At 59.8% G+C, this 20,874-nt stretch carries 16 protein-coding genes and 1 tRNA gene; 6 read left to right on the top strand and 11 right to left on the bottom strand.

Translation table 11 applies throughout. The annotated features are described in order from the left end of the window. Positions 1 to 92 precede the first annotated feature (92 nt). The 6 genes from DXD16_RS09265 to DXD16_RS09245 all read right to left on the bottom strand — a co-directional run bounded on the left by DXD16_RS09265 (position 93) and on the right by DXD16_RS09245 (position 5,274). Complete coding sequence (locus tag DXD16_RS09265; protein WP_117584193.1) at positions 93 to 752, bottom strand: DUF5028 domain-containing protein; 660 nt, start codon at positions 750 to 752, stop codon at positions 93 to 95. A gap of 5 nt (positions 753 to 757) precedes the next feature. Next, a complete protein-coding gene (locus tag DXD16_RS09260; RefSeq protein ID WP_089573263.1) occupies positions 758 to 1,402 on the bottom strand; it encodes an ATP-binding cassette domain-containing protein in 645 nt (214 codons plus the stop codon). Beyond that, complete coding sequence (locus tag DXD16_RS09255) at positions 1,399 to 2,196, bottom strand: hypothetical protein (RefSeq protein ID WP_147326479.1); 798 nt, start codon at positions 2,194 to 2,196, stop codon at positions 1,399 to 1,401. Before DXD16_RS09255 ends, DXD16_RS09260 begins: the two co-directional genes overlap by 4 nt. 38 nt (positions 2,197 to 2,234) lie before the next feature. Further along, the gene (locus DXD16_RS09250) at positions 2,235 to 3,116 is read right to left on the bottom strand and encodes a hypothetical protein (RefSeq protein ID WP_089573265.1); all 882 of its coding nucleotides are present in this window, start codon (positions 3,114 to 3,116) and stop codon (positions 2,235 to 2,237) included. 54 nt (positions 3,117 to 3,170) lie between these two features. After that, the gene (locus DXD16_RS10240; protein WP_124785772.1) at positions 3,171 to 3,683 is read right to left on the bottom strand and encodes a hypothetical protein; all 513 of its coding nucleotides are present in this window, start codon (positions 3,681 to 3,683) and stop codon (positions 3,171 to 3,173) included. A gap of 109 nt (positions 3,684 to 3,792) precedes the next feature. Continuing rightward, positions 3,793 to 5,274 (bottom strand): helix-turn-helix transcriptional regulator, encoded by a 1,482-nt coding sequence (locus tag DXD16_RS09245; protein WP_199408205.1) that lies wholly within the window; start codon positions 5,272 to 5,274, stop codon positions 3,793 to 3,795. A 1,099-nt stretch (positions 5,275 to 6,373) separates the two neighbouring features. On the opposite strand from DXD16_RS09245, the gene DXD16_RS09240 reads away from it, so the two are divergent. The 6 genes from DXD16_RS09240 (at position 6,374) to pknB (ending at position 16,563) form a co-directional block, all read left to right on the top strand. Then, the gene (locus DXD16_RS09240; protein WP_117655891.1) at positions 6,374 to 8,227 is read left to right on the top strand and encodes a serine/threonine-protein kinase; all 1,854 of its coding nucleotides are present in this window, start codon (positions 6,374 to 6,376) and stop codon (positions 8,225 to 8,227) included. After that, positions 8,224 to 9,234, top strand: a complete 1,011-nt coding sequence (locus DXD16_RS09235; RefSeq protein WP_117564937.1) for an FhaA domain-containing protein — start codon at positions 8,224 to 8,226, stop codon at positions 9,232 to 9,234. Before DXD16_RS09240 ends, DXD16_RS09235 begins: the two co-directional genes overlap by 4 nt. A 6-nt stretch (positions 9,235 to 9,240) precedes the next feature. Further along, a complete protein-coding gene (locus DXD16_RS09230; protein ID WP_006235180.1) occupies positions 9,241 to 9,657 on the top strand; it encodes an FHA domain-containing protein in 417 nt (138 codons plus the stop codon). Further along, positions 9,654 to 11,588: a Stp1/IreP family PP2C-type Ser/Thr phosphatase gene (locus DXD16_RS09225; protein WP_117655890.1), complete on the top strand. Its 1,935-nt coding sequence runs from the start codon at positions 9,654 to 9,656 to the stop codon at positions 11,586 to 11,588. Before DXD16_RS09230 ends, DXD16_RS09225 begins: the two co-directional genes overlap by 4 nt. A 16-nt stretch (positions 11,589 to 11,604) precedes the next feature. Then, positions 11,605 to 14,475 carry an FtsW/RodA/SpoVE family cell cycle protein gene (locus tag DXD16_RS09220; protein ID WP_117655889.1) on the top strand — a complete coding sequence of 957 codons (2,871 nt, stop codon included), beginning with the start codon at positions 11,605 to 11,607 and terminating at the stop codon, positions 14,473 to 14,475. Between the two features lie 132 nt (positions 14,476 to 14,607). Next, complete coding sequence (gene pknB, locus DXD16_RS09215; protein ID WP_117655888.1) at positions 14,608 to 16,563, top strand: Stk1 family PASTA domain-containing Ser/Thr kinase; 1,956 nt, start codon at positions 14,608 to 14,610, stop codon at positions 16,561 to 16,563. Between the two features lie 279 nt (positions 16,564 to 16,842). Here the strand turns inward: pknB and DXD16_RS09210 are convergent. The 5 genes from DXD16_RS09210 to DXD16_RS09190 form a co-directional block, all read right to left on the bottom strand. After that, positions 16,843 to 16,918 (bottom strand) — tRNA-Arg (locus DXD16_RS09210). Between the two features lie 305 nt (positions 16,919 to 17,223). Further along, complete coding sequence (locus tag DXD16_RS09205) at positions 17,224 to 17,622, bottom strand: DUF956 family protein (RefSeq protein WP_117655887.1); 399 nt, start codon at positions 17,620 to 17,622, stop codon at positions 17,224 to 17,226. A gap of 120 nt (positions 17,623 to 17,742) precedes the next feature. Next, complete coding sequence (locus DXD16_RS09200; protein WP_117564942.1) at positions 17,743 to 18,663, bottom strand: PTS system mannose/fructose/sorbose family transporter subunit IID; 921 nt, start codon at positions 18,661 to 18,663, stop codon at positions 17,743 to 17,745. Positions 18,664 to 18,679: 16 nt separating this feature from the next. Further along, positions 18,680 to 19,498, bottom strand: a complete 819-nt coding sequence (locus tag DXD16_RS09195; protein ID WP_089573274.1) for a PTS mannose/fructose/sorbose transporter subunit IIC — start codon at positions 19,496 to 19,498, stop codon at positions 18,680 to 18,682. Positions 19,499 to 19,516: 18 nt separating this feature from the next. Then, positions 19,517 to 20,506, bottom strand: coding sequence for a PTS sugar transporter subunit IIB (locus DXD16_RS09190; protein ID WP_117637934.1), 990 nt, complete (start codon positions 20,504 to 20,506; stop codon positions 19,517 to 19,519). Between the last annotated feature and the right edge of the window lie 368 nt (positions 20,507 to 20,874).

Here is a 20,874-nt window from a genome sequence, read left to right as displayed (position 1 = left end):
GAAGGCGCCTCGTCCCGCGCCCGATTCCGGGCCGGGGCGCCTGGAATCGGGCGCGCGTACCGCCAATGGACCCGTTTTGCCTTGCTCTCGAGCTATTTCACTTCAAACCTTAAGAGCCTCCGCTCCGGCAGATCGGTCATCTTCATCGTGTAAGTCCCGGGAAATGCTTTCTCAAAACGGACGGTCTCGTAACCTTCGAAATAGTCGTTGGTGTTCTGCATCATAAATGGGACGAGCAACTCGTTTTCTGCCCCAACCTCCACGGCAAACGCAGCAGAGCCGCCAAGGACCGGCATGGCTTGCGTTATCAGATCGGTATTGACTACAAAATCATAGTTTGGCGCAGACTCCGGAACCAGATGCCAAACATACGCTTTGATTCCACCGTCGATATTATCCCTATTTCTGACACGCATCTTTACGGCGATAACGCACGTGATGTCGGCATCCTTCAGTCTCGTTTTCGTATCCACGGTGCCATATTTTGAATAATCGTCATGTGCTCGTTTGAGATACTCGCGCGGCGTGAGCAACTCTGCCCCGTCTATGCAAAACGAATACCCATCAGTCACCACATCCTTCGACCCCAGAAACGCTCCATCCATCGAGAGCCATTCGCCCTCCGCGTAATATTTCTCAGGAATGACCGTCCGGTTCCCGTTAACGACGCTCACCCTCATGCCCGCAAGGCCGGCAGCAGCACAGCAAAAAAGCGCGAGCGCCGATCTTCTCGTCCACAGGGTCTTCTTCATCGCGCTCACGACCTTTCCCGAACTTTCACAACGGCACCGTCGCGCATGCAGTAAACCCGATCGGCCAGTTCCTCGAGCACCTCTCCGTCATGGCTGGACAGAAGGACCTCACGACCCGTTGATGCCGCCATCGCCACAACGCGCTTGAGCATTTCAACGCCCGCTTCGTCGAGGGCATTCGTTGGCTCATCGAGAACAAGCAGCTTCGGCTTCTCCATAATTGCCGCAGCTATCCCCAGACGCTGCTTCATCCCAAGCGAGTATGCTCGGAACTTCTTTTTTTCGTCTGCATCGAGCCCCACGAGCCGCAGGGCAGAGCGAATGTCCTCGGGGGTGGCAACGCCCTTGATCTGAGCGATGAGCTTCAGATTGTCGTAGCCAGACAGATATCCCAAAAAGGAAGGCGCCTCGATCAACATCCCCAGACTCGGCGGGAACGAGATGTCCGCCCCAAGCCTTTGGCCATCGATAGAGATTTCGCCTTCGGTAGGCTTGATCAACCCGCAAACCGCTCGCATGAGCATGGTCTTACCCGAACCGTTTATCCCCTGAAGCCCGACCACAGTCCCAGGGTCAACCTCGATGGACACGTTGCGCAGGACATCGTTTTTACCCATGCGCTTCGATACGCCCCTTACGATCACACTCATATCTTGTCCCCCTTTTCTATAAGGTCGGCCCTTCGAAACCACAGTCCACCCAACGATAGGCATAACGACATAAGCCCAATTGATGACAAGACACTCGAGCCCGCCGCGATTCCCTCTTTGACAATTCCACCCCAGCGCAACAGCATCAAGGCGTTACCCAATAGCGCCCAATGTCGTGCATATGCCGAGCAGATCAGGTAGCTCATTAAAACCACAAACGAGACTGACGACCCAAGCACAAACCCAACCGCTGCCTGCGCAAACGCAAGCGCCTCAAAAGCAAATAAGAGACCTATGAAAAACGGCAGCGCATCTGCCTCGGCAGCTTTGAGAAACCACGGCGCCAAATTAGCCAGTTGAAGCGACTCACCATGAATGACCGCGCTGAACGAGGAGCTCACCACCAAGCTCCAAATCACAACAGAGCAAACCACCACGAGCAGTGAAAATGCCGTTACTGCCGCCACCAAGATAAAACGCGAGACCCACCAAAGGGTTCTTGCCCGGCATCGAACAAGCGCTTGCAAACCAAACCCGTGCAACGATTCGGTCGGATAGTCGAGTGTTGTATAGAGAATAAGCAGAATGAGAAATAGCCATCCTAGCGGAGGCACAAACATGACCCCGGGCCTAGGCTCAAACGGAGCAGATCCGGCAAACACGAGCGCAAGATTATCCGCAAACCCCAAGGTATCCGTTCTAACCCCATACACAGAAGACAATCCGTAGGCGTACACCAAGTTCGCAACGGTCACTGCCGCAATTGCAATAAAAGTGATGATGTTCTTCTTCAAAACGGTCCTCAGGTCCGCGGCGACCAGCCTAAACAGCATCAGACCACCTCGCGTCTTTTCCACGCCCCAGAAAAAGCCAACGAAGCAAGGGTCAATAATATGATTTCCGCAAAACCGGCTCGAATGTCTGGCCAGTTATTCAGCGATTCCGACCTGATGCTGTTGAGGATATTGCAGTTAAACCCCACACAAGCCATTACGCCGAAGATCCAGCCATTTGCAAAATGCCACGCAACCATTAGCAGATACGGGACAATTATCGCTTTGATTCTGCTACGAAACAAAATTGAGAAGCCAGTTACAGCCATGGATAAAGTCCCGAGCGTGACAGCATCGAACAGCGTGTATGCGAGCACATATGACAAAGGATGCGAATAAAATAGACCGGAGAAGTAGCTATGCAGGTAAAGTCCTACGTAAGTCGACTCATCGACCCGAGGAAGATACGCAGGAAAAAGCATCGAGACGATCAGGAAATTGACGAGCAGAGGAATGGCAGTCACTGTAAACGCGGAGAGGAAAGCAGACAGCATCTTTACGTTCACGTACGCCTTTCTGGAAACGCGCGTGCATATCTGCATGTCATAACCACTCAAACGCTCAAAGAGACACGACCAAGATCCAGCCAACATTGCAAGCAGGGGCAGTGCATAGAAAAACACCGACGCAGACAGTGGCGCGTTCGCGCTCACAACAATCCAGTTACCGAAGCTGCTTTCACGTGTTTGACCGAGATAATTTTCGGCTTGCACGCCAACGCCGTAACCAAAAGAAAGAAGGTTGTGGCGCTCTTTTTCCAAATTTGCCCACGGCTCCAGCGCGGCAGCTATTGCAACTGCGACCGCAATCAAGAGAGCAAGGATAAAAGCTGGACGTCTAATCGTTTTCGACAGTTCGTATCTTGCGAGCTTTTGGTTCATACGTCCTCCTCCCCCTTCCGACCCAGAATGCCGGAAGGGAGCCATTTCAAACAACTATGCGGGAAGCTTGTGGAAATGCCCGACGCAGTCGGGGCTCCATACGCCAATAACAGTGCCGTAGCCAGACTCCGCCCATGCAGTCAGTCGCGCCGCAGATCGCCCGTTCTCACGGACGAGGTTATACATTTCCCACTGTCCCTTGTGATTCGAACGATACGTTCCCTGAGTACAATTCATGCTGCCGCTACCGCTTGTGTTATACGCACCGTCTGTATATAACCGAAGCGGATTTCCCGTATGGCCCTGGATATCCAGATAGAGCGATGAGGAATCATCCTTTTGACGGTAGCCAGTTGCACTCGTCCCGGCACATTGAAAACTAAATGCCTTATCGGCATTGTTCGTACAGGTCGTAATTCCCGTATCGGCGTTTTGAGTAATGCTGGAAACCTGAGAGGTGTCAAACTCCTCTTGTGCAAACGATGCAGCGGGAACCCCTAGGGACAGACCAGCTGCAATCACCAAGCCGACTCCGATTCGAGCAATAGCGCTCCTTGGCTTAATCATGGCCTTCTCCAATCAAAAGCGGTTAACAATGCGTCGACGCACGGCAACCTTCGCATGAATAGAGAAAGATGTCTGTAAACACCCGCTATTGAGTTGATTGCTCAGGCGTTTACACGTTATTTACCTGCGATAACAATAAAATTAGCTCCGCCTTATTCTTGATCTTCAACTGGCGGTAAGATGCAGACCGCAGCGCTTGCACCGTAGATGCAGCGTAACCGACATCCTCCGCAATGGCCTTTGTCGTTGCCCCCTCTGCCGTCATCAGCAAAATTTGCGACTGAACATCAGAAAGGGAGCGCGACGTAAGCAGGGCCAGCTGGCGCACGCGGGCCGTTTCGGTGGACCCGTTCGCCCGGTACTCCAAGACGGCCTTCTCGTCCTCAACCGAGCGGGCGAGCGCGATGTGCGTAACGAACATGGGCACAGACCAGCAAACAATCACCGTTGCCACGACGACATTGACAGCCGAACTTTGCCCCAACAACGACGCGAGGAACAACGGCTCGAAAACCGTCAGATCCTGCACCATATTGAGCAAGACAGCCCAAACAGGAGCCGTCGCCCCGAAGCAAAGCATCCATATCCCAAGCATTTTGCGCTGCGGACAGCTTCGCATCACTATATATGTGAGCAGCACCCCCGTCAGCACCGCAAGTCCATGGATTCGCCCCCTAGCGACCGCATAGATTAAGGCAACCATGCCCATTGACACCAACGGCACGATAGCCCGAGCATGGGCATGCACCTTAAACGGACGCAGCCCAACAGCGAGCGAAGCCGTAGACGCCACGCCGCAAAACAGGACCGGCACAGCCATCAACGGAACGCGTATGCACATCAATGCCGCGATATAGATAAAAGACCATTCCACAGCAGATAGCACCGCCCATACGTACGGGCTTCCGAGCCAAATCGCTTCACCCGCTCTATCCAGCGCAGCGCCACGATTCGCTTTTCCACCCGCGTAGCGTAGCGACAGAAGCAGTCCGAGACCCAATGCGTAGCTTAAGAGGGAAAAGGCGACAGCCCGCGAAACACCGGACCCCCAATCGCTATCCGCCATTACCAAGGGCCCCGCCGCAAGGAGGATAAAGAATAATGTGAGCAGGTATCGAAACAGCCGGCGCGTTCGAGCTGATGCCACTATATCGTCAGCATGCCGCTGCGGTAGCTCATGCCCTACAGTATCGCCCTCACCCGCAAACAGCGCCACGAGCTCGCGTGAGCCCGCAACCGACGCCTTCCCGTATGCTCGGTGAAGCGTGGTCCGCACCGTCGATGGCTTCGTACCCGTCTCCCTGGCAATCTCCGCCGGCGTTTTCCCTTTGAGCAACAATCGAACAAACTGCTCTTCTCGAGGCGACAGGGCAGGGGAAAACACCCCCGCATCGAATGGGTCGGACGTGCGAGGGGTATCCGAATTGTTGTCCCGTTTCCCCCTTAGCAACGTGCACACGAAGACAGCAACAGTAATAGCCGATCCCATCGCCAGCAATGCAATGATCGTGGCATCGTTTGCGAAGTATGCCACCTCAACAGCCGGAACAAGGCCAATAGGAACTGCTACGAGCACAGAACGGGCAAACACGTCGCTCTGTCCCCGACCAAAGGTACGGGGACAGCAAAGCAGCGGGGCCACAGCCAACATGAGATAGACCAGAGGAATTAAAAGCACTAGACCAATTGATGCGGCCGTTACAGGGGACATCCCCCATGGCTCGGGAACGACTCTCCATGAAACTCGACAGCAAAACAGCAGGCAAGACAGGACGGCTATTGTTTCTGTAAAAAACGCGTTCTGCGGGTGACGGGCCTCTCTTTCGTCAGTCCGCGTCGCCCTCCGCGTCAAAGGAAAACCCGCCGTATCCCAAATTACATATGAGAGGAGCAGCGACCCAGCAAAGCACGAGACGCACGAAACGCCATGCAACAGCCAGATCGGCGCAAACACGAATGGGATAGAATCTCCGCGAGCATAGAAAACTAGGTCGGACCATTCGGGAACCGTTGCAATAACACCGAGGAAAACACCGATAGCACCGAGATGCCTCGGCCGTCTCATTTCTCTCCCTTTGCATAGCGCAGCACCATGAACAAACGCCGCAAGGCATGCGCCAAGGATAACGAGCCAGGTCATCGCACCTGATGCCAGGCCGATTGAAGATGAAAACCGGTGATAAGGAGTGACCGCCATTACGACAAGCGCAATGGCGCAGGCGGATGTATCAGAACGGCGGGAAAAGAGCATATGGCCTCCATAGCGTGTCATTATATCGCTCGGACTGCTCGTTTATCTCCGCGCCCACACCAGCCAGCATCAACGATTCAGGCGAACTCCAATCCGAGCCAGATCACGGTCCAGCTTTTGTCCGCAGTCCCCGCATCAAAGCGGGATGCGCTTTCCTTTTGAGCGCTGATCTGGAAATTGCATCCCATTCTGGGCCAATATTCTGGGACACAGTTTCCGCAGCCTTCCCCATCCGGAAAACGCATCCCACAATTTGACCGAAAACTGGGGCGCGCTTTCCGTATGCGTTGAGACGAGGGCCAAGTCAGATAGGCCACCTCGCCCCGCTACCTTCACCATGCACCCGAGCGTGCTACACTAGCAGCATCTATGCCACCGCGAACGGCTCGGCTCCGCGCCCGCCACTCGCAAACGAACTTTAAACGCACGAGGGTTGGCCATGCCGCTTTTCTCGCAACATACCGCCCGGTTCTCGCCGGACGTTCCTTTGGAGGGCACCAGCTCTCGCGAGCTGCTCAAGCGGTACCAGCCGCTCGAGACACTTGCGACCGGCGGTTTTGGCTCCATCGAGATTTGCCGCGACACGCACCTGCGCCGCCGCGTCGCCATTAAGCGCATCCCCCTTATCAACGGCGCCGGCATGCCCGCCAGCGACATCATGGATGTCCTGCGCGAGGCGCACACTGCCGCCATGCTTCAACATCCCAATATCGTGCAGGTCATCGACTTTACGCATGACACCGCCTATGCCTACCTGGTCATGGAGTATGTCGACGGTATGTCGCTGGCCGAATTTTTGCATCGCGTGGACGGCCACTCGCTCACCTTTGACGAGGCCGCGGCCATTGCCGATGCCCTGGGCCAGGCGCTCACCTTCGCCCATAGCAATGGCGTACTCCACCTGGACATTAAGCCCGCCAACGTGCTCATCGACCACTCGGGCAATGTAAAGCTCACCGACTTTGGCATGGCGCGACTGTCGTCCGCCGGTGGCTTTGGCGGCTCGCGCGGCGGCACCATCGGCTACATGCCGCCCGAGCAGCTCGATATCGAGACCGGCACGGTCGACGAACGCGCCGATGTCTTTGCCCTTGCCTGCGTTATCTATGAGGGCTTGTGCGGCAGCGCTCCCTTTATGGCGGCCACGCCCGCCGACTCGCTCGACCGCATCATCGGCGGCGCCACCTATCCCAGCGAGCTGATACCACACTTTCCCCCGGGAGCCGAGGCCGCGCTCATGAGCGCGCTCTCCCCCATGCCGCAGGACCGCCCCAACAGCATCGAGGCATTTTGCGACCAACTCCTTGCCGGTCTGGGCAGCGTGCGCGAGGGCCGTCGCAGTCTGGAGCAAATGGTTGGCGAGCTTTCGGATGACGAGCAGGAGCTCGACGATATCGAGCCGTCGTACTACGAGGACGACGCCATCGAGGTCGACCCCGCGCTCGGCTGGGCGGGCACGCGCTGGAGCCATGCGCGCGACTACACCATGCACGCTATCTCGGCGCTAACGTGCGGCGCCTTTAGCTTTTTGCTGATGCAAACGGCCGGGGTCGCGGCGCTTCCCGGCCTGGTCATTGCGGCTATCGCGATCGGAGCGGCGGCTGGCCTGGCCCCCCAGATCGGCTCGGCCATCTCGGCTGTGGGCTTTTTGGTGCTCATGGCCAACGCCACCATGCAGGCGCAGGGCATCCTGTCGATGTTGCCCGTCGCGGTGATCTTTGCCGCTGCCATGTCCGGTTGGTGGATCGCCTGGGGTCGCACCGAGGCTGCCGCGAGCGCCGCGCTCACCTGTGCACTCGCGCTTGGCTGTCTGACTGGCAATACCTTCCTGGCAGCTGGGGTCGCCGCCGGCGTCGCGTCATTTTGGCTCGGCCCGGCAAGCGCCGCCGCGGCAACGGGCATGGGCGTGCTTTTTGCCCGTCTGGCGACGGTCGCGCTTTCAGCCGGAGGCGTGCTGGGGCTCGGTAACGTTGCCGCAGCGCTGGAAGACCCGCTCCTTTGGGCTGCCTTTGTGCTGGTCGCGACAACTGCCGCAGCGTCATCTGCGCTGCTCAATGCCCATGCCAAGCGTGCCGACCAGGGCTCAAACCTTGCCGCAATCGCCGCCATCGCCGTCACCGGCATCGGCTGCGCAGCGGCATCCTGTCTTGCACACCATATGGAAATTGCCAGCCTTGCAGCCGCGGTCGCCGCCAAGGCGGCAGTTGCGGGAACCCTATCCTCTATAATCGTTGGGATATGCCTATATTTGCTCGGATACCAAAGAACCTATACGGAGAGTGATCTTTCGTGAACTTCCTGAACATCTTCGAGGACCACGTGGCCGGCATCTTCGGTGCCACCCGTGCCCCGTTCTCCTTTAAGAAGCTTGCCAAGCAGGCCGCTCGCGACATGGAGGATCAGACTCTGGTGATTAACGGCGTCAACACGGCGCCGGCACTCTATACCATCCTGATCGCCGCCGACGACGATCCCATGCTCGCCCCGTTCTACCCCGAGCTTTCGCGCGAGGTCCGCGAGTTTGTGAAAGCGCAGGCCGAAAAGCGCCGTTATGTCTTTGTCGGCGAGCCCCTCGTGCGCTTTATGATCGATCCGCAGCTGCGCGCCGGCAAGTTCTCGGTCTTTGCCGAGAACGTCGATGCCCCCACGCTCGGCCGCCTGTACGAAGAAGAGCGCGCCTATCAAAACGGTCTGGGCCAAAACAACTCCGCGGCAAGCCGTGCCGCCAGCGCCCCGCGCGCCGGCCAGCAGCAGTTTGCTGCCCCGCAGCCGCAGCGCCCCGCCGCCATGCCCCAGCAGCAGCCGACGCCTCGCGCCGCCGCTCCTGACCCGCTTGCCGTAGCAGATCCCTTCGCGCCTAGCGTCCCCGACCCCGCCGCTCCTATCCCGGTGCCGCAGACCGTCTCGCGCGACGCGCTTGCCGGCATGGGCGGAGCCGCCGCGACCGGTGCCGCCGTGGGCCTAGGCGCCGCAGCCGGCATCGCCTCCAACATGGCGAGCACTCGCGCCCCACAGCGCCCGCTCGCCCAGCTCGTCGACGTCGTGAGCGGCGAGAGCCATAGCATCACCTCCGCACAGGTGACTATCGGTCGCGAGCGCTCAGTTTCCGATATTGCCCTGCGCGACCCCAACGTGTCGCGCCGCCACGCCCAGCTCACCTTTACGGGCTCGGATTGGTCGATCGAGGACCTCAATTCCACCAACGGCACGCTCGTCAACAACCGCCGCATTACGCGCTGCCCGCTGCGCAACGGCGATCTGCTGACGTTTGGCCTGAGCACCTTTGAATTTAGGGGATAGTCTCTTATGAACATCGATATCGTCCTTTTTGCAGGCCGCATCGTCCTGGTCGCCCTGCTCTATATCTTCCTGTTCGCCGTCATGAAGACCGGCGTGGGACTTGTGCGCGGGCAGCGTCGCGACTCGGCTATCTGGACGATCGATGTGGACAAGGGTCCGCGCGGTATCCGCGGCATCCACGTAGACATGCTCGGCCCCGTCATCGTCGGTCGCTCGCCATCTTCGGACATCTGCATCAACGAACCGTTCGTCTCGGCCTCGCATGCGCGCTTTTCGCTGCAGGGCCCGGCGCTCATCATCGAGGACCTCAACTCGCTTAACGGCACGCTCGTCAACGGCCGCCAGCTTGTGGAGCCCGCAACGCTGCGCGAGGGCGACGAAGTCCAGATTGGCGACGTGGTCATGAAGGTGAACCGTCGATGATCGACGAGGAGAACAAGTCCGCAACCATGACCGAGGCACCGGCTGCCGCCGTAGCTGCACCGGCCCACGCCGCTCCGGCGGACTCCACACCCGTGGAGCCCGAGGACACCGTGTTCTCCCTGCCTCTTTCGCATGTAACGCATGATATTTCGGATCTCGCCGATAACGAGGGCGAAGAGGATGCCGTAGCGGCGCCCATCGGCGCACATGCTGCGGAACAGCCCACAGCGCCCGAAGCAACCCCGGCGCCGGCTCACTTTGCAGAGCCCGTCGCCGCGGCAATCAACGAGAGCGCTGCGGTGTTTGCGGCACCCGAACCCGCCGCGCCGGCGTTTCCCATAGCCCCGGCATCCGAGGTTGCGCCCGCGTCTACGCCGGCGCCCGAGGCGGGGCCATCCCCCGAGGACGGCCCTGCACCCAAGGCCCCGCAGCCTGCGCCCGCAAGCGAGTCCGATGCCGTGGCCGAGCCCGCCGCCCAGTCGCAAAGCACACCCGCGCCGTCGCACTTTGCGACGCCCGAGCCTATAGACGTCAGCCCGCAAGACGACGAGTCGATCGCCTGCGCGTCCGCAGAGCCCGGCTCCCCGGACACCGGCGATTCCGAATCAAACGCCGAGACCGACACCGTCTCTCCCGGTGACACAGCCGAGATCGACGTTGCCGCCGTTGAGGCCAAGCTCAAAGACCCCGGCTCGACCATGAGCTTTGAGCCCCTGACCGAGGAGCGCATCGAGACCGACTCGACCTATGATGCCGGCACCACCACGCAACTCATGTGGGGCGCCCGCTCTGACGTTGGCTGCGTACGCCCGCACAATGAGGATTCCTACCTGGTGCAGTCGCCGCTCTTTTGCGTATGCGACGGCATGGGCGGTCACGCCGCCGGCGAGGTAGCCTCTTCCATCGCCGTCGAGACTATTGCCAAGACGGCCCCGCAGTCCGCCGACGCAGCACGCCTGGCCGCAGCCGTCGAGGCAGCCAACGCCGCCGTAATCGAGGCGGCCCTGAACGGCCTGGGCAAGCCCGGCATGGGCTGCACAGCCACTTGCGCCTATATCGAAAACGACACGCTCGCCATCGCCCACGTGGGTGACTCTCGCGCCTACCTGCTCCACGAGGGCACGCTCATCCGCGTGACCCGCGACCACTCCTACGTGGAGGAGCTCGTGGACGCCGGCGAGATTACGGCAGACGAGGCTCGCGTCCACCCCAACCGCTCGGTCATCACCCGTGCGCTGGGCTCGGACCCCGCCATGTATGCCGACCACTTCACTCTGCATATCGAGGAAGGCGACCGCCTGATCCTTTGCTCTGACGGCCTTTCGAGCATGATTCCTGATAGCGATATCGAGAACATCGCCACGCAGTCCTCAACCGCGCAAATCTGCGTCGACAACCTAGTGGACGCGGCGCTTGCCGCCGGCGGCCACGACAACGTGACCGTAGTAGTCGTTGACCTGGTTGACGATGGCGTTATGCGCGAGGCGCAACGCGTGCGTCGCCGCAACATTACTATCGCCGCCATCCTGGCCCTCGTCTTTGTGCTGGCAGCTGGCATCTGGGCCTACACGGGTGTCACCGGCTCGTACTACCTGGGTACCCACCAGGGCAATGTCGCCGTCTGGCGCGGCCTGCCCGGCAAGCCGCTCGGACTCAAGCTTCACTGGCTCGAAAGCGAAACCAGTATTAAGCTGTCCGACCTGCCCGAAGACACGCAAAACCGCCTCAAGGCGGGCATTCCGCAAACAAGTGTCGACGATGCGCAGGACACGATATCCAAGTACCGCCACCAGATCGACGAGGAGCAGACCCGCCAGGTGATCGACGCGCAAACGATTCGCGACAACACCAATCAGGGATCGACCTCCGAATCAGATTCCGAGAAAACCGCCGAACAGTCCGCCGAGGCCGAAGCCTCCGAAAAGAACTAGAAAGGGAGTGCCGCTTATGAGTCGCCGCAACACCGAGCTGCTCTTGCTCATCGCCTCGGCGTTCCCCGTCATCCTACTGCATGCGATGTACGTCCTCACCGCGGGCGCTGCCATCTCCTTTGAGACGCTCGCCGTACCGATCGGCCTCTTTGCCGCCTTTGCCGCGGCCCACATTGCCGTGCGCATCTTGGCGCCCGGTGCCGACCCCGCTATCCTGCCCATTGTCTTTGTGCTTTCGGGCATCGGCATCACGTTCGTGACGCGTCTCGCCCCCGCTCTCGCCATCTCACAGCTCATCATCCTGTTTGTCTCGGTGGCGCTCATGGTGGGAACGCTCGCGTTGGTTAAGAACCTCGACGTAGTCATGCGCTACAAGTACACCTTTGGCATCATCGGCATCATTCTGCTGATGCTGCCTATCTTTATCGGCACCACGATCTCGGGCTCCAAGCTGTGGATTCGCATCGCGGGCTTTACCATCCAGCCCGGCGAGTTCGCCAAAGTCTTTATCGTGCTGTTCCTGGCCGGGTACCTGGCCGAGAACCGCGAGCTGCTCTCCATCTCCAACCGCAAGATCCTAGGCTTTAAGATCCCTCGCCTGCGACTGCTGCTGCCGCTGTTTGCCGTGTGGGGCGTGTGCCTACTCGTTGTCGTCTTCGAACGCGACCTGGGTTCGGCCGTGCTGTTCTACACCATCTTCTTGCTGATGCTCTACGTTGCCACGGGTCGATTCTCGTATGTCGTTATCGGCCTTGCGCTCTTGGCCGTCGGCGCCGTGGGCGCCTACAAGTTCCTGTCGCACGTTCAGGTGCGCTTCCAAGTTTGGGTCGATCCGTTTAAGGACGCCCAGGGCCAGGGCTACCAGATCGTCCAGTCGCTCTTCTCGCTTGCCGATGGCGGTCTGGTCGGTGTTGGTATCGGCAACGGCATGGCCAACAACATCCCTGTCGTCGAGTCCGACTTTATCTTCTCTGCCATCGGCGAGGAGATGGGCCTTTTGGGCGGCGGCGCCGTGCTCATCCTGTTTATGCTCTTTGCCGTGCGTGGCCTCACCACGGCTGCCCGCGCTAAATCCGACCTCGCCGCCTTTAGCGCCACGGGCCTTACGGCCGCCATCAGCTTCCAGGCCTTTTTGATCGTGGGCGGCGTTACCCGCCTGATCCCGCTGACCGGCGTCACCCTGCCCTTTATGAGCCAGGGCGGTTCCTCGCTGCTGGCGAGCTTTATCATCGTCGCGCTCCTGCTGCGCGCCGGTGACGAGGCGACCGGACGCGAGGCCGAGCTTACCGGCACCGGCACCATGGCTGCCATCACCGATGATCAGGTCGCATCTGCCGCCGCCCCGACGGGCACGCGCTTTGCCACCTCGTCTTCCTACGGCAGCGGCAGCCATTCCGTCGGCTCGCGCATGCGCCGTCGCCTGCTCGACACGCCTGAATCCGGTGTGCTCGGCCGCGTTGCGCTCGCCAACCGTCTAACCCGTGCGGTGCTCGCCTTTACGGCGCTGTTCGCCATCCTTATCGGCAACCTCACCTATGTCCAGGTCATCAAGGCCAAGGACTATCAGGATATGCCGACCAACAACCACACTATCGCCCGCTCCAAGTACATCCAGCGCGGTTCCATCATCACGTCCGACGGCGTGACGCTGGCCGAGTCGCTGCAGCAGGAGGACGGCACCTACGTACGCTCCTACCCCAACGGCAACCTGGCAGCGCACGTGGTTGGCTACGTGAGCCAGCAGTATGGCACCACCGCCATCGAGAGTGTCATGAACGACACGCTCACCGGTTCTAAGGACTACTCCAGCTGGAACAACGCCATCGCGTCGCTCGCGGGCCAGACCCAGCCGGGCAACACCGCCAAGCTCACCATCGACTCGCGCATCCAGACGGCGGCCGAGCAGGCACTCAAGGGCTTTAAGGGCGCTGTAGTGGTCATCGACCCGCGTACCGGCGCGGTGCTCGCATGTGCCAGCTCGCCCACCTACGACAACACCAACATCGACGCCCTGCTGCAGGCGGGCGGCGGCGAGGACGGCTCTATGTACAATCGCGCCATGGACGCGCTGTACACGCCGGGCTCCACGTTTAAGGTCGTTACGCTTTCCGCGGCACTCGAGACCGGCACCGCCAGCCTTACCAGCACCTACCAGGCGCCCGGCTCCATGGACATCGGCAACGCGCCGGTCACCAACTATGCCAACGAGAGCTACGGCACCATCAGCCTGCAGCAGGCCTTTGCCGTGTCTTCCAACGTCGTCTTTGGCCAAGTGGCAAACGAAGTTGGCGCAAACACGCTCGTGCAGTTTGCCAACGCCTTTGGCTACGGCCAAAAGCTCGGCCAGGACCTGACCTCCGCGGCCTCCATCATGGCCGACCCGTCGCTCATGACCGAGTGGGAGACCGCCTGGGCCGGCGCCGGCCAGCCTGTCGGCATGGACCACACGCCCGGGCCGCAGACCACCGTCATGCAAAACGCCGTGATTGCCGCCGCCATCGCTAACAGTGGCGTGGTCATGGACCCGTACTTTGTAGCCCAGGTACTCGCCCCGGACGGAACTGTGGTCAAGACCACGCAGTCCCGCTCGCTGGGTCAGGCCGTCAGCTCCGCCACGGCCGACCAGGTCAAGCAGGCCATGCTCGCCGTCGTCCAGTCCGGTACCGGCACCGATGCCCAGGTCCCCGGCGTCAAGGTCGCCGGCAAGACCGGCTCGGCCGAGACCGGCGGCACCAACGTCAACTCGATGTTCGTTGGCTTTGCACCTTACGATTCACCCACGGTCGCCATCTCGGTGGCCTTGGAGGATTACGACAAACACGACGTCAAGGCGGCCAAGATTGCCGGCATCGTCCTGACCGCGGCGCTCGCCGCACAGGGAGCGTGATGCCCATGATCGAATCGGACACCCGAGGCGCGCCGCGGCCGAAGAGTTAGCGGCAACGCGCCACACGGCCCCAGCGGCCACATCGTAGGTACTACACACATCGTTGAGCGAATAGTTATGTTAGGAGCAGGAATGGAACAGAGGGTCCTCGGGGGAAGATACCTCCTCAAGGATAAGGTGGGGACAGGCGGCATGGCGACCGTCTACCGTGCACAGGACCAGGTCCTCGACCGCACGGTTGCCGTCAAGATCATGCTACCGCAGTATGCTGGCGACGCAACCTTCGCCGCACGCTTTAAGCAGGAGGCCCAGGCAGCAGCCGGTCTCTCCTCCCCCTATATCGTGGGCGTCTACGATTGGGGCAAGGACGGCGACACCTATTACATCGTCATGGAGTACCTGCGCGGTACCGACCTTAAGAGCGGCATCAAGAGCCACGGCGCCCTCGACCCCAAGAAGGTCGCCCAGATCGGCTCGCAGATCAGCTCCGCGCTTTCGGTCGCTCACAAGCATGAGATCATCCACCGCGACATTAAGCCGCAGAACATCATGGTGCTGCCCGACGGCAACATCAAGGTGATGGACTTTGGCATCGCGCGCGCCAAGAACAGCCACCTCACGCAAGACAACAACGTGCTGGGAACCGCCCACTACGTCAGCCCCGAGCAGACCCGCGGTCAGGACCTCGGCCCCACCTCGGATATCTACTCGCTGGGCGTCGTGATGTACGAGTGCGCCACCGGCCGCGTGCCCTTTGACGGTGATGACGCCATCTCGGTCGCACTCAAGCAGGTCAACGAGCTGCCTATTCCGCCGAGCCAGATCAACTCCGGTGTCGACGCCGACCTTGAGCGCATCATCCTCAAGTGCATGGAGAAGGACCCGGCAAACCGCTTCCAGACCGCTGACGAGCTGCGTCAGGTGCTCAACAGCTACCTGTCCGGTCGTGCCGTCAACATCTCGGAGCCCACGCGCATCATCGGTGCCCCCGGCGAGCTTGGCGCCACCAAGACTCGCGAGCTTTCCGATCAGACGCGCGCCATGGTGCGTCCCGTCTCGGGCGTGAGCGGCCAGAATACCGCCCGTAGCTCGGTTTCGGGTTCCACCGGCTCCTACGAGGTCGAAAAGCCCAAATCCAACAAGAACAAGATCATCGCCGCCGTGGTGGCAGCCGTTGCCGTCATCGGCATCGTGGTGGCCTTTGCCACAGGACTCTTTGGCGGCGAGCAGGTCACCGTTCCCGATGTACTGGGCAAGGACCAGCAGACTGCCGTCGAACTGATCAAGGAAGCCGGCCTCGAGGTCGGCACCATCGACCAAAGCTACAACGACGATGTCGACGAGGGCAAGGTCGCCGAGCAGACGCCCAACGGCAACACCAAGAAGGCCAAGGGCACTAAGGTGAACCTGGTAATCTCCAAGGGCCCCAAGCCCTCCGAGAAGGTTGAGGTTCCCCGGCTTGTCGGCCTGACCAAGGACCAGGCAGAAGCCGCGCTGGCAAGCGTTGGCCTGAAGGGCAACGCCTCCGAGGAGGCCAACGAGGCCGATGAGGGCCAGGTCTTTGAGCAGGGCACCGAAGCCGGTAAGGAAGTCGCGAAGGGCACGACCATCTCGTACAAGGTCTCCAGCGGCCCGGATACCACGTCCGTCCCCGACCTGACCGACATGACCGAGGCCCAGGCGCGCAACGCCCTCGATATGGCAGGCTTTGGCGTCGACGTGAGCTACCAGGAGAACGACTCAGTTACCGAGGGAACCGTGATCAGCTGGAACCCCAGCGGCAAGCAGAAGCCCGGCGCCACGATTACCGTCGTCATTGCCAAGAAGTCCGGCAAGGCCAGCGTTCCGGGTAACCTGTACGGCAAGAGCATCTCCGCCGCCGTCACCGCGCTCAACAACGCCGGGTTCTACAACATCGCGTTCTGCGACCAGAACGGCAACCCCGTGAGCGGCAACGAAAACGCCACCGTTACGGGCGTCTCCCCCACCGGCAAGCAGTCCACCGACAACACGATTACGCTGACGGTTGCACTTTCTGGCTCGGGTTCGGGTTCGGGTACGGGCGGCGATTCCGGTACGACCAACTAGTCGCCACCCAACCGCTCATTACGGCTCTCGCCGCAAACATATTCGCTCACAGGCGCCCGCTTGCTCCCCCAGCAAGCGGGCGCTTCATTTTTGATATGGCATTGAACCAGAAAAGCCCGGCACCGTGGTGGTACCGGGCTCGGCAAATCTCTGGTGCCCCCGGGCGGATTCGAAAACTCCCCCCGCGGGGAAATTGGTGACGCGGGTGTCGACGGTCCGAATCCGGCCTTTAGACCAGAAGAGCCCGGCACCGTGGTGGTACCGGGCTCGGCAAATCTCTGGTGCCCCCGGGCGGATTCGAACCGTCGACACCCGCTTTAGGAGAGCGGTGCTCTATCCCCTGAGCTACGGAGGCATGTTGTATTAGTGTAGCAGATTTACGCCGCTGTAATGCAGCGTATACCCACTCTTCGAAGTTGCGGTGGAACAGCCCTCCGGAAAGTGCGTCCCACTATCCAGGCAAATTCTGGGTCAGACTTTCCCCATGAGACCTCGCTGGGAAACTGTGACCCAGAATTTCGGCTCGAAACGGGACACGGTTTCCCAAACGACCCCGTTCCGAAAACTACATCCCGGAATCGACGCTCGAACTGGGATGCACTTTCCCGATCGAGCCACATGGGAGACTGCGCCCCACTTTGAGGGGGCGCTCTTTAATGACTACTTGCCTTTGTGGAAAAGGTTTTTGATAACGGAGGGGATGCTCTTGGCGCCCTTGGCCGTCACATCGATAAAGTCGGGCGAACGCACGAGCTTATCCTCGTCGACGTACTTACGGACCGCGCGAAGCGTCTCTTTATCGTCGCGCGTCGAAAACGTAAAGTGGCCATTCTCTTTGGTAAAGATGGCAAAACGCGTAATCTTCTTGGTGCCGCGCAAAACCTCGGCGGCAATATAGTCGACCTCGTCCCACGGGATTTGGATATAATCCTCGGGATTACGCTCGTTATAGTACTCAAACGCCTTATTGCCCACCATCACGTTACCGTGACTGGTAAGCCCCATCAGGCAGGTTGCCGGCGTTGCCAGATCGACCGTGCTGTTCTGAGATTGCGCCATACGCGCCTCGCCCTCCAATAAAAACAATCGGACCGCATCCAGTGTACCCACCGGGTGCGGTCCGTTTCAATGGCTCAAAAGCCCTTGCCTAGCAACTCTCGGTCTTAAGCCGAAGCGTGCTTACATGAAGCCGCAGACGCGACCGATGATGCCGACGGCGAAGAGGGCCAGGATGATGACGATCGGGCTGACCTTCTTCTTGAGGAGCTTGCAGACCAGAAGGGTCAGGCACACGGCGGCAAGGCCGGGGATGAGCTGATCGAGGTTGGCCTGAAGCGTGGTGACCTTCACCGGGTCGAGTGCGTTGGCACCGACAGAGCTGTACATCGTCAATGCCTGCTTGATGCCCTCAGAACCGGCGGGCAGGTTGGCCCAGTCGATATAGGCGCCAGCGGACTGCGTGACCTTGGAGACGACCGGGGTGAAGGAGATGGACACCCAGCGCTCGACCAGGGCGCCGATGATGAACATACCCAGGATGGAAGCACCCTCGGTGACCTTGCCCATCAGACCGCCGGAGAGGTCCTTGGCGATGGAGGAGCCGACCTTGTAGCCAAACTCCTGCGTGTACCACAGGAAGGCGTAACGGATGATGTTCCACGCGAAGAAGAACAGCAGCGGACCGGCGATGCTGCCGGACAGGGCCAGGGAAGCGCCCAGTGCGCCCAGAATCGGGCGAAGGGTGAACCAGAAGGCGGGGTCGCCGACGCCGGCGAGCGGGCCCATCATACCGACCTTGACGCCCTGAATGGCGACATCGTCAATCGGAGCACCGTTGGCGCGCTCCTCCTCGAGAGCGAGGGTAACGCCAATGACGGGGGCGGAAACATAGGGGTGGGTGTTATAGAACTCCAGGTGGCGCTTAAGAGCGGCAATCTGGTCATCCTTGCTGGTGTAGAGCTTCTTGATCGCAGGGATCATTGCGAAGCACCAGCCGCCGTTCTGCATACGCTCGTAGTTCCACGAGCCCTGAAGGAACTGATGACGGAAGCAAACCTTCTTACGGTCAGCCTTGGTGAGCTGAATCTTGTTCTCTGCCATATGTATCACTCCCCTCCTACTCGTAATCGTTCAGAATGTCGCCGAGCGGGTCACCGGAGCCACCGCCCATGCCGCCACCCTGCTTGGCCAGATCCTTAAGGCCAAGGTAGATGAGGGCAAGGGAGATGCCGATGAGGCCAAGGGCGATCAGCGTGAGCTGAGGGATGGCAGCAAGGACAAAGCCGAGGATGAAGAACGGCCAGGTCTCCTTGGTGGCCATCATGTTGATGACCATGGCGTAACCGACGGAAGCGACCATGCCGCCGCCGACAGCCATGCCGCCGGACAGCCAGTCAGGCATAGCGTTAAGCGCGTTGGTAACAGCCTCGGCCGGGATGATGCACAGAAGTACTGCCGGGATGGCGATACGAACACCCTGCATGAGGATGCCGGCGTACTGCCAACGCTCGATGCCGGCGAAGTCGCCCTTCTCGGCGCAGGCGTCCATGCCGTGAACCATAGCGGTAGCCAGGGTACGGCAGATCATGGTCAGGAACAGACCAGCGACCGACAGCGGGACGGCGACGGCGATGGCGGCGGTAACGGCCTTGGCCGAATCGGTGGCGCCACCGTTGAGGGCGAGCACCATGATGATCGAAGAAGCGACCGAGGCCAGAGCGGCGTCAGGCGCGACGGCGGCGCCGACGTTAGCCCAGCCAAGGGCCATCATCTGGAGCGAACCGCCCAGGAGGATGCCCTCCTGAAGGTGACCGGTTACGAGACCGATAAGCGTGCATGCCACGAGCGGCTGATGGAACTGGAACTCATCCAGAATGCCTTCCATACCGGCAAGCAACGCGACAATCGCAACAAGCAGAATAGTGATTGCAGACATGTATCGGACCCTCCTTTACTATGCTTGAGCGGCCAGTTCGGCCTTAGCTTTCTTCAACATGGCGTCGAGATCCTCGGAGGAATCCGAAGGAACCTTGCGGACCTCGAACTTGACGCCCTTGGCCTTGAGAGCCTCGATGGTCTTGACGTCGTCATCGCCCATAGCGACAGCGTTAGTGACGACGACCTTGCCCTTGGAGTGGGCCATGGAACCGATGTTGGCTTCCTTGATGTCGACGCCGGCCTCGATGGCCCTGAGCAGATCCTGCGGGTTCTCGAACAGCAGCATCGCCTTGGTGTCGCCAAAGCGCGTGTCCTTGACGACCTCGGCCATCTTCTTGATGGGCACGACGTTGGCGTGGACTCCCGGAGGGGCAGCCTGCTCAATCATGGTCTTGCGGAGCTCGTCGTGAGCAACGCCGTCGGAGACCACGATGATGCGGTTGGGATTGATCTGCTTGGTCCACGTGGTGGCCACCTGACCATGCAGCAGACGCGTGTCGATACGGACGTGGGCGATCTTGATGTGCCCGTCGCCGATCACCGTTCCCGGAGGAATGGCACCCGCAGGAGCAGCGGCGGCCGCAGCCGGCTTCTTCTCCTCGGGCTCCAGAGACTCGGGCTTGACGCGCACGCCGGCCTTAGCCTCAGTCACGAGATGTTTTGCGATCGCATGTGCAGTGTTCTTTGCGTCAAAGCGCTGCGAATATGCCTCGATGAGCATAGGCAGGTTGACACCGGTGACGATAGCCCAGGAATCATGGCCCTCGATGAGACCGCTGATCTGGTTGAAGGGCGTGCCGCCCCACAGATCAACGAGGAAGAGCACCTGCTCCTGGTCCTCGAAGGAAGCGACTGCTTCCTCGACCTTGGCTCGGAAGTCGTCGGGGCCCATGCTCGGCTCGAGCGAGACCACGGCTACAGACGGCTGATCGCCAAAGACCATCGAGCCCGTCTGCTTGATTCCAGCCGCCAAGTCACCATGGCTAGCAAGAACAATACTTACCATCACATAACCTCCTTTTTGTCTACGTATTTCCTACACGACAAAAAAGAGTATAGCCGCAAGCGTGGCTAAATTATAGGAAAAAATGTGAACGGTTGGATTATTTGTTTAAACGTCCTGCTTTGTTACAAGTTGGTTACATCGCTGGTTTTCAGCTATTCCTCGCTAAACATAATTAGTTTGACCATCTTAGAAAACAGATACAAGCACAGCATTCATTAATACCGATTTAAATCGGATAAGAACCTGCTTGACTCTTCGATATTTTGTTTAAACAGACGTGACTTGACTAATTTCGTTAGTTATGCTCTAGCAAACCGTCAAAATAGAATAGTCATTGGGGACGTTCTTTAATGACTAGTCGTTTAAGA

Source organism: Collinsella sp. TF11-5AC, from assembly GCF_003436775.1.
Lineage (GTDB): Bacteria > Actinomycetota > Coriobacteriia > Coriobacteriales > Coriobacteriaceae > Collinsella.
This window is presented reverse-complemented; position numbering and strand designations above follow the sequence as displayed.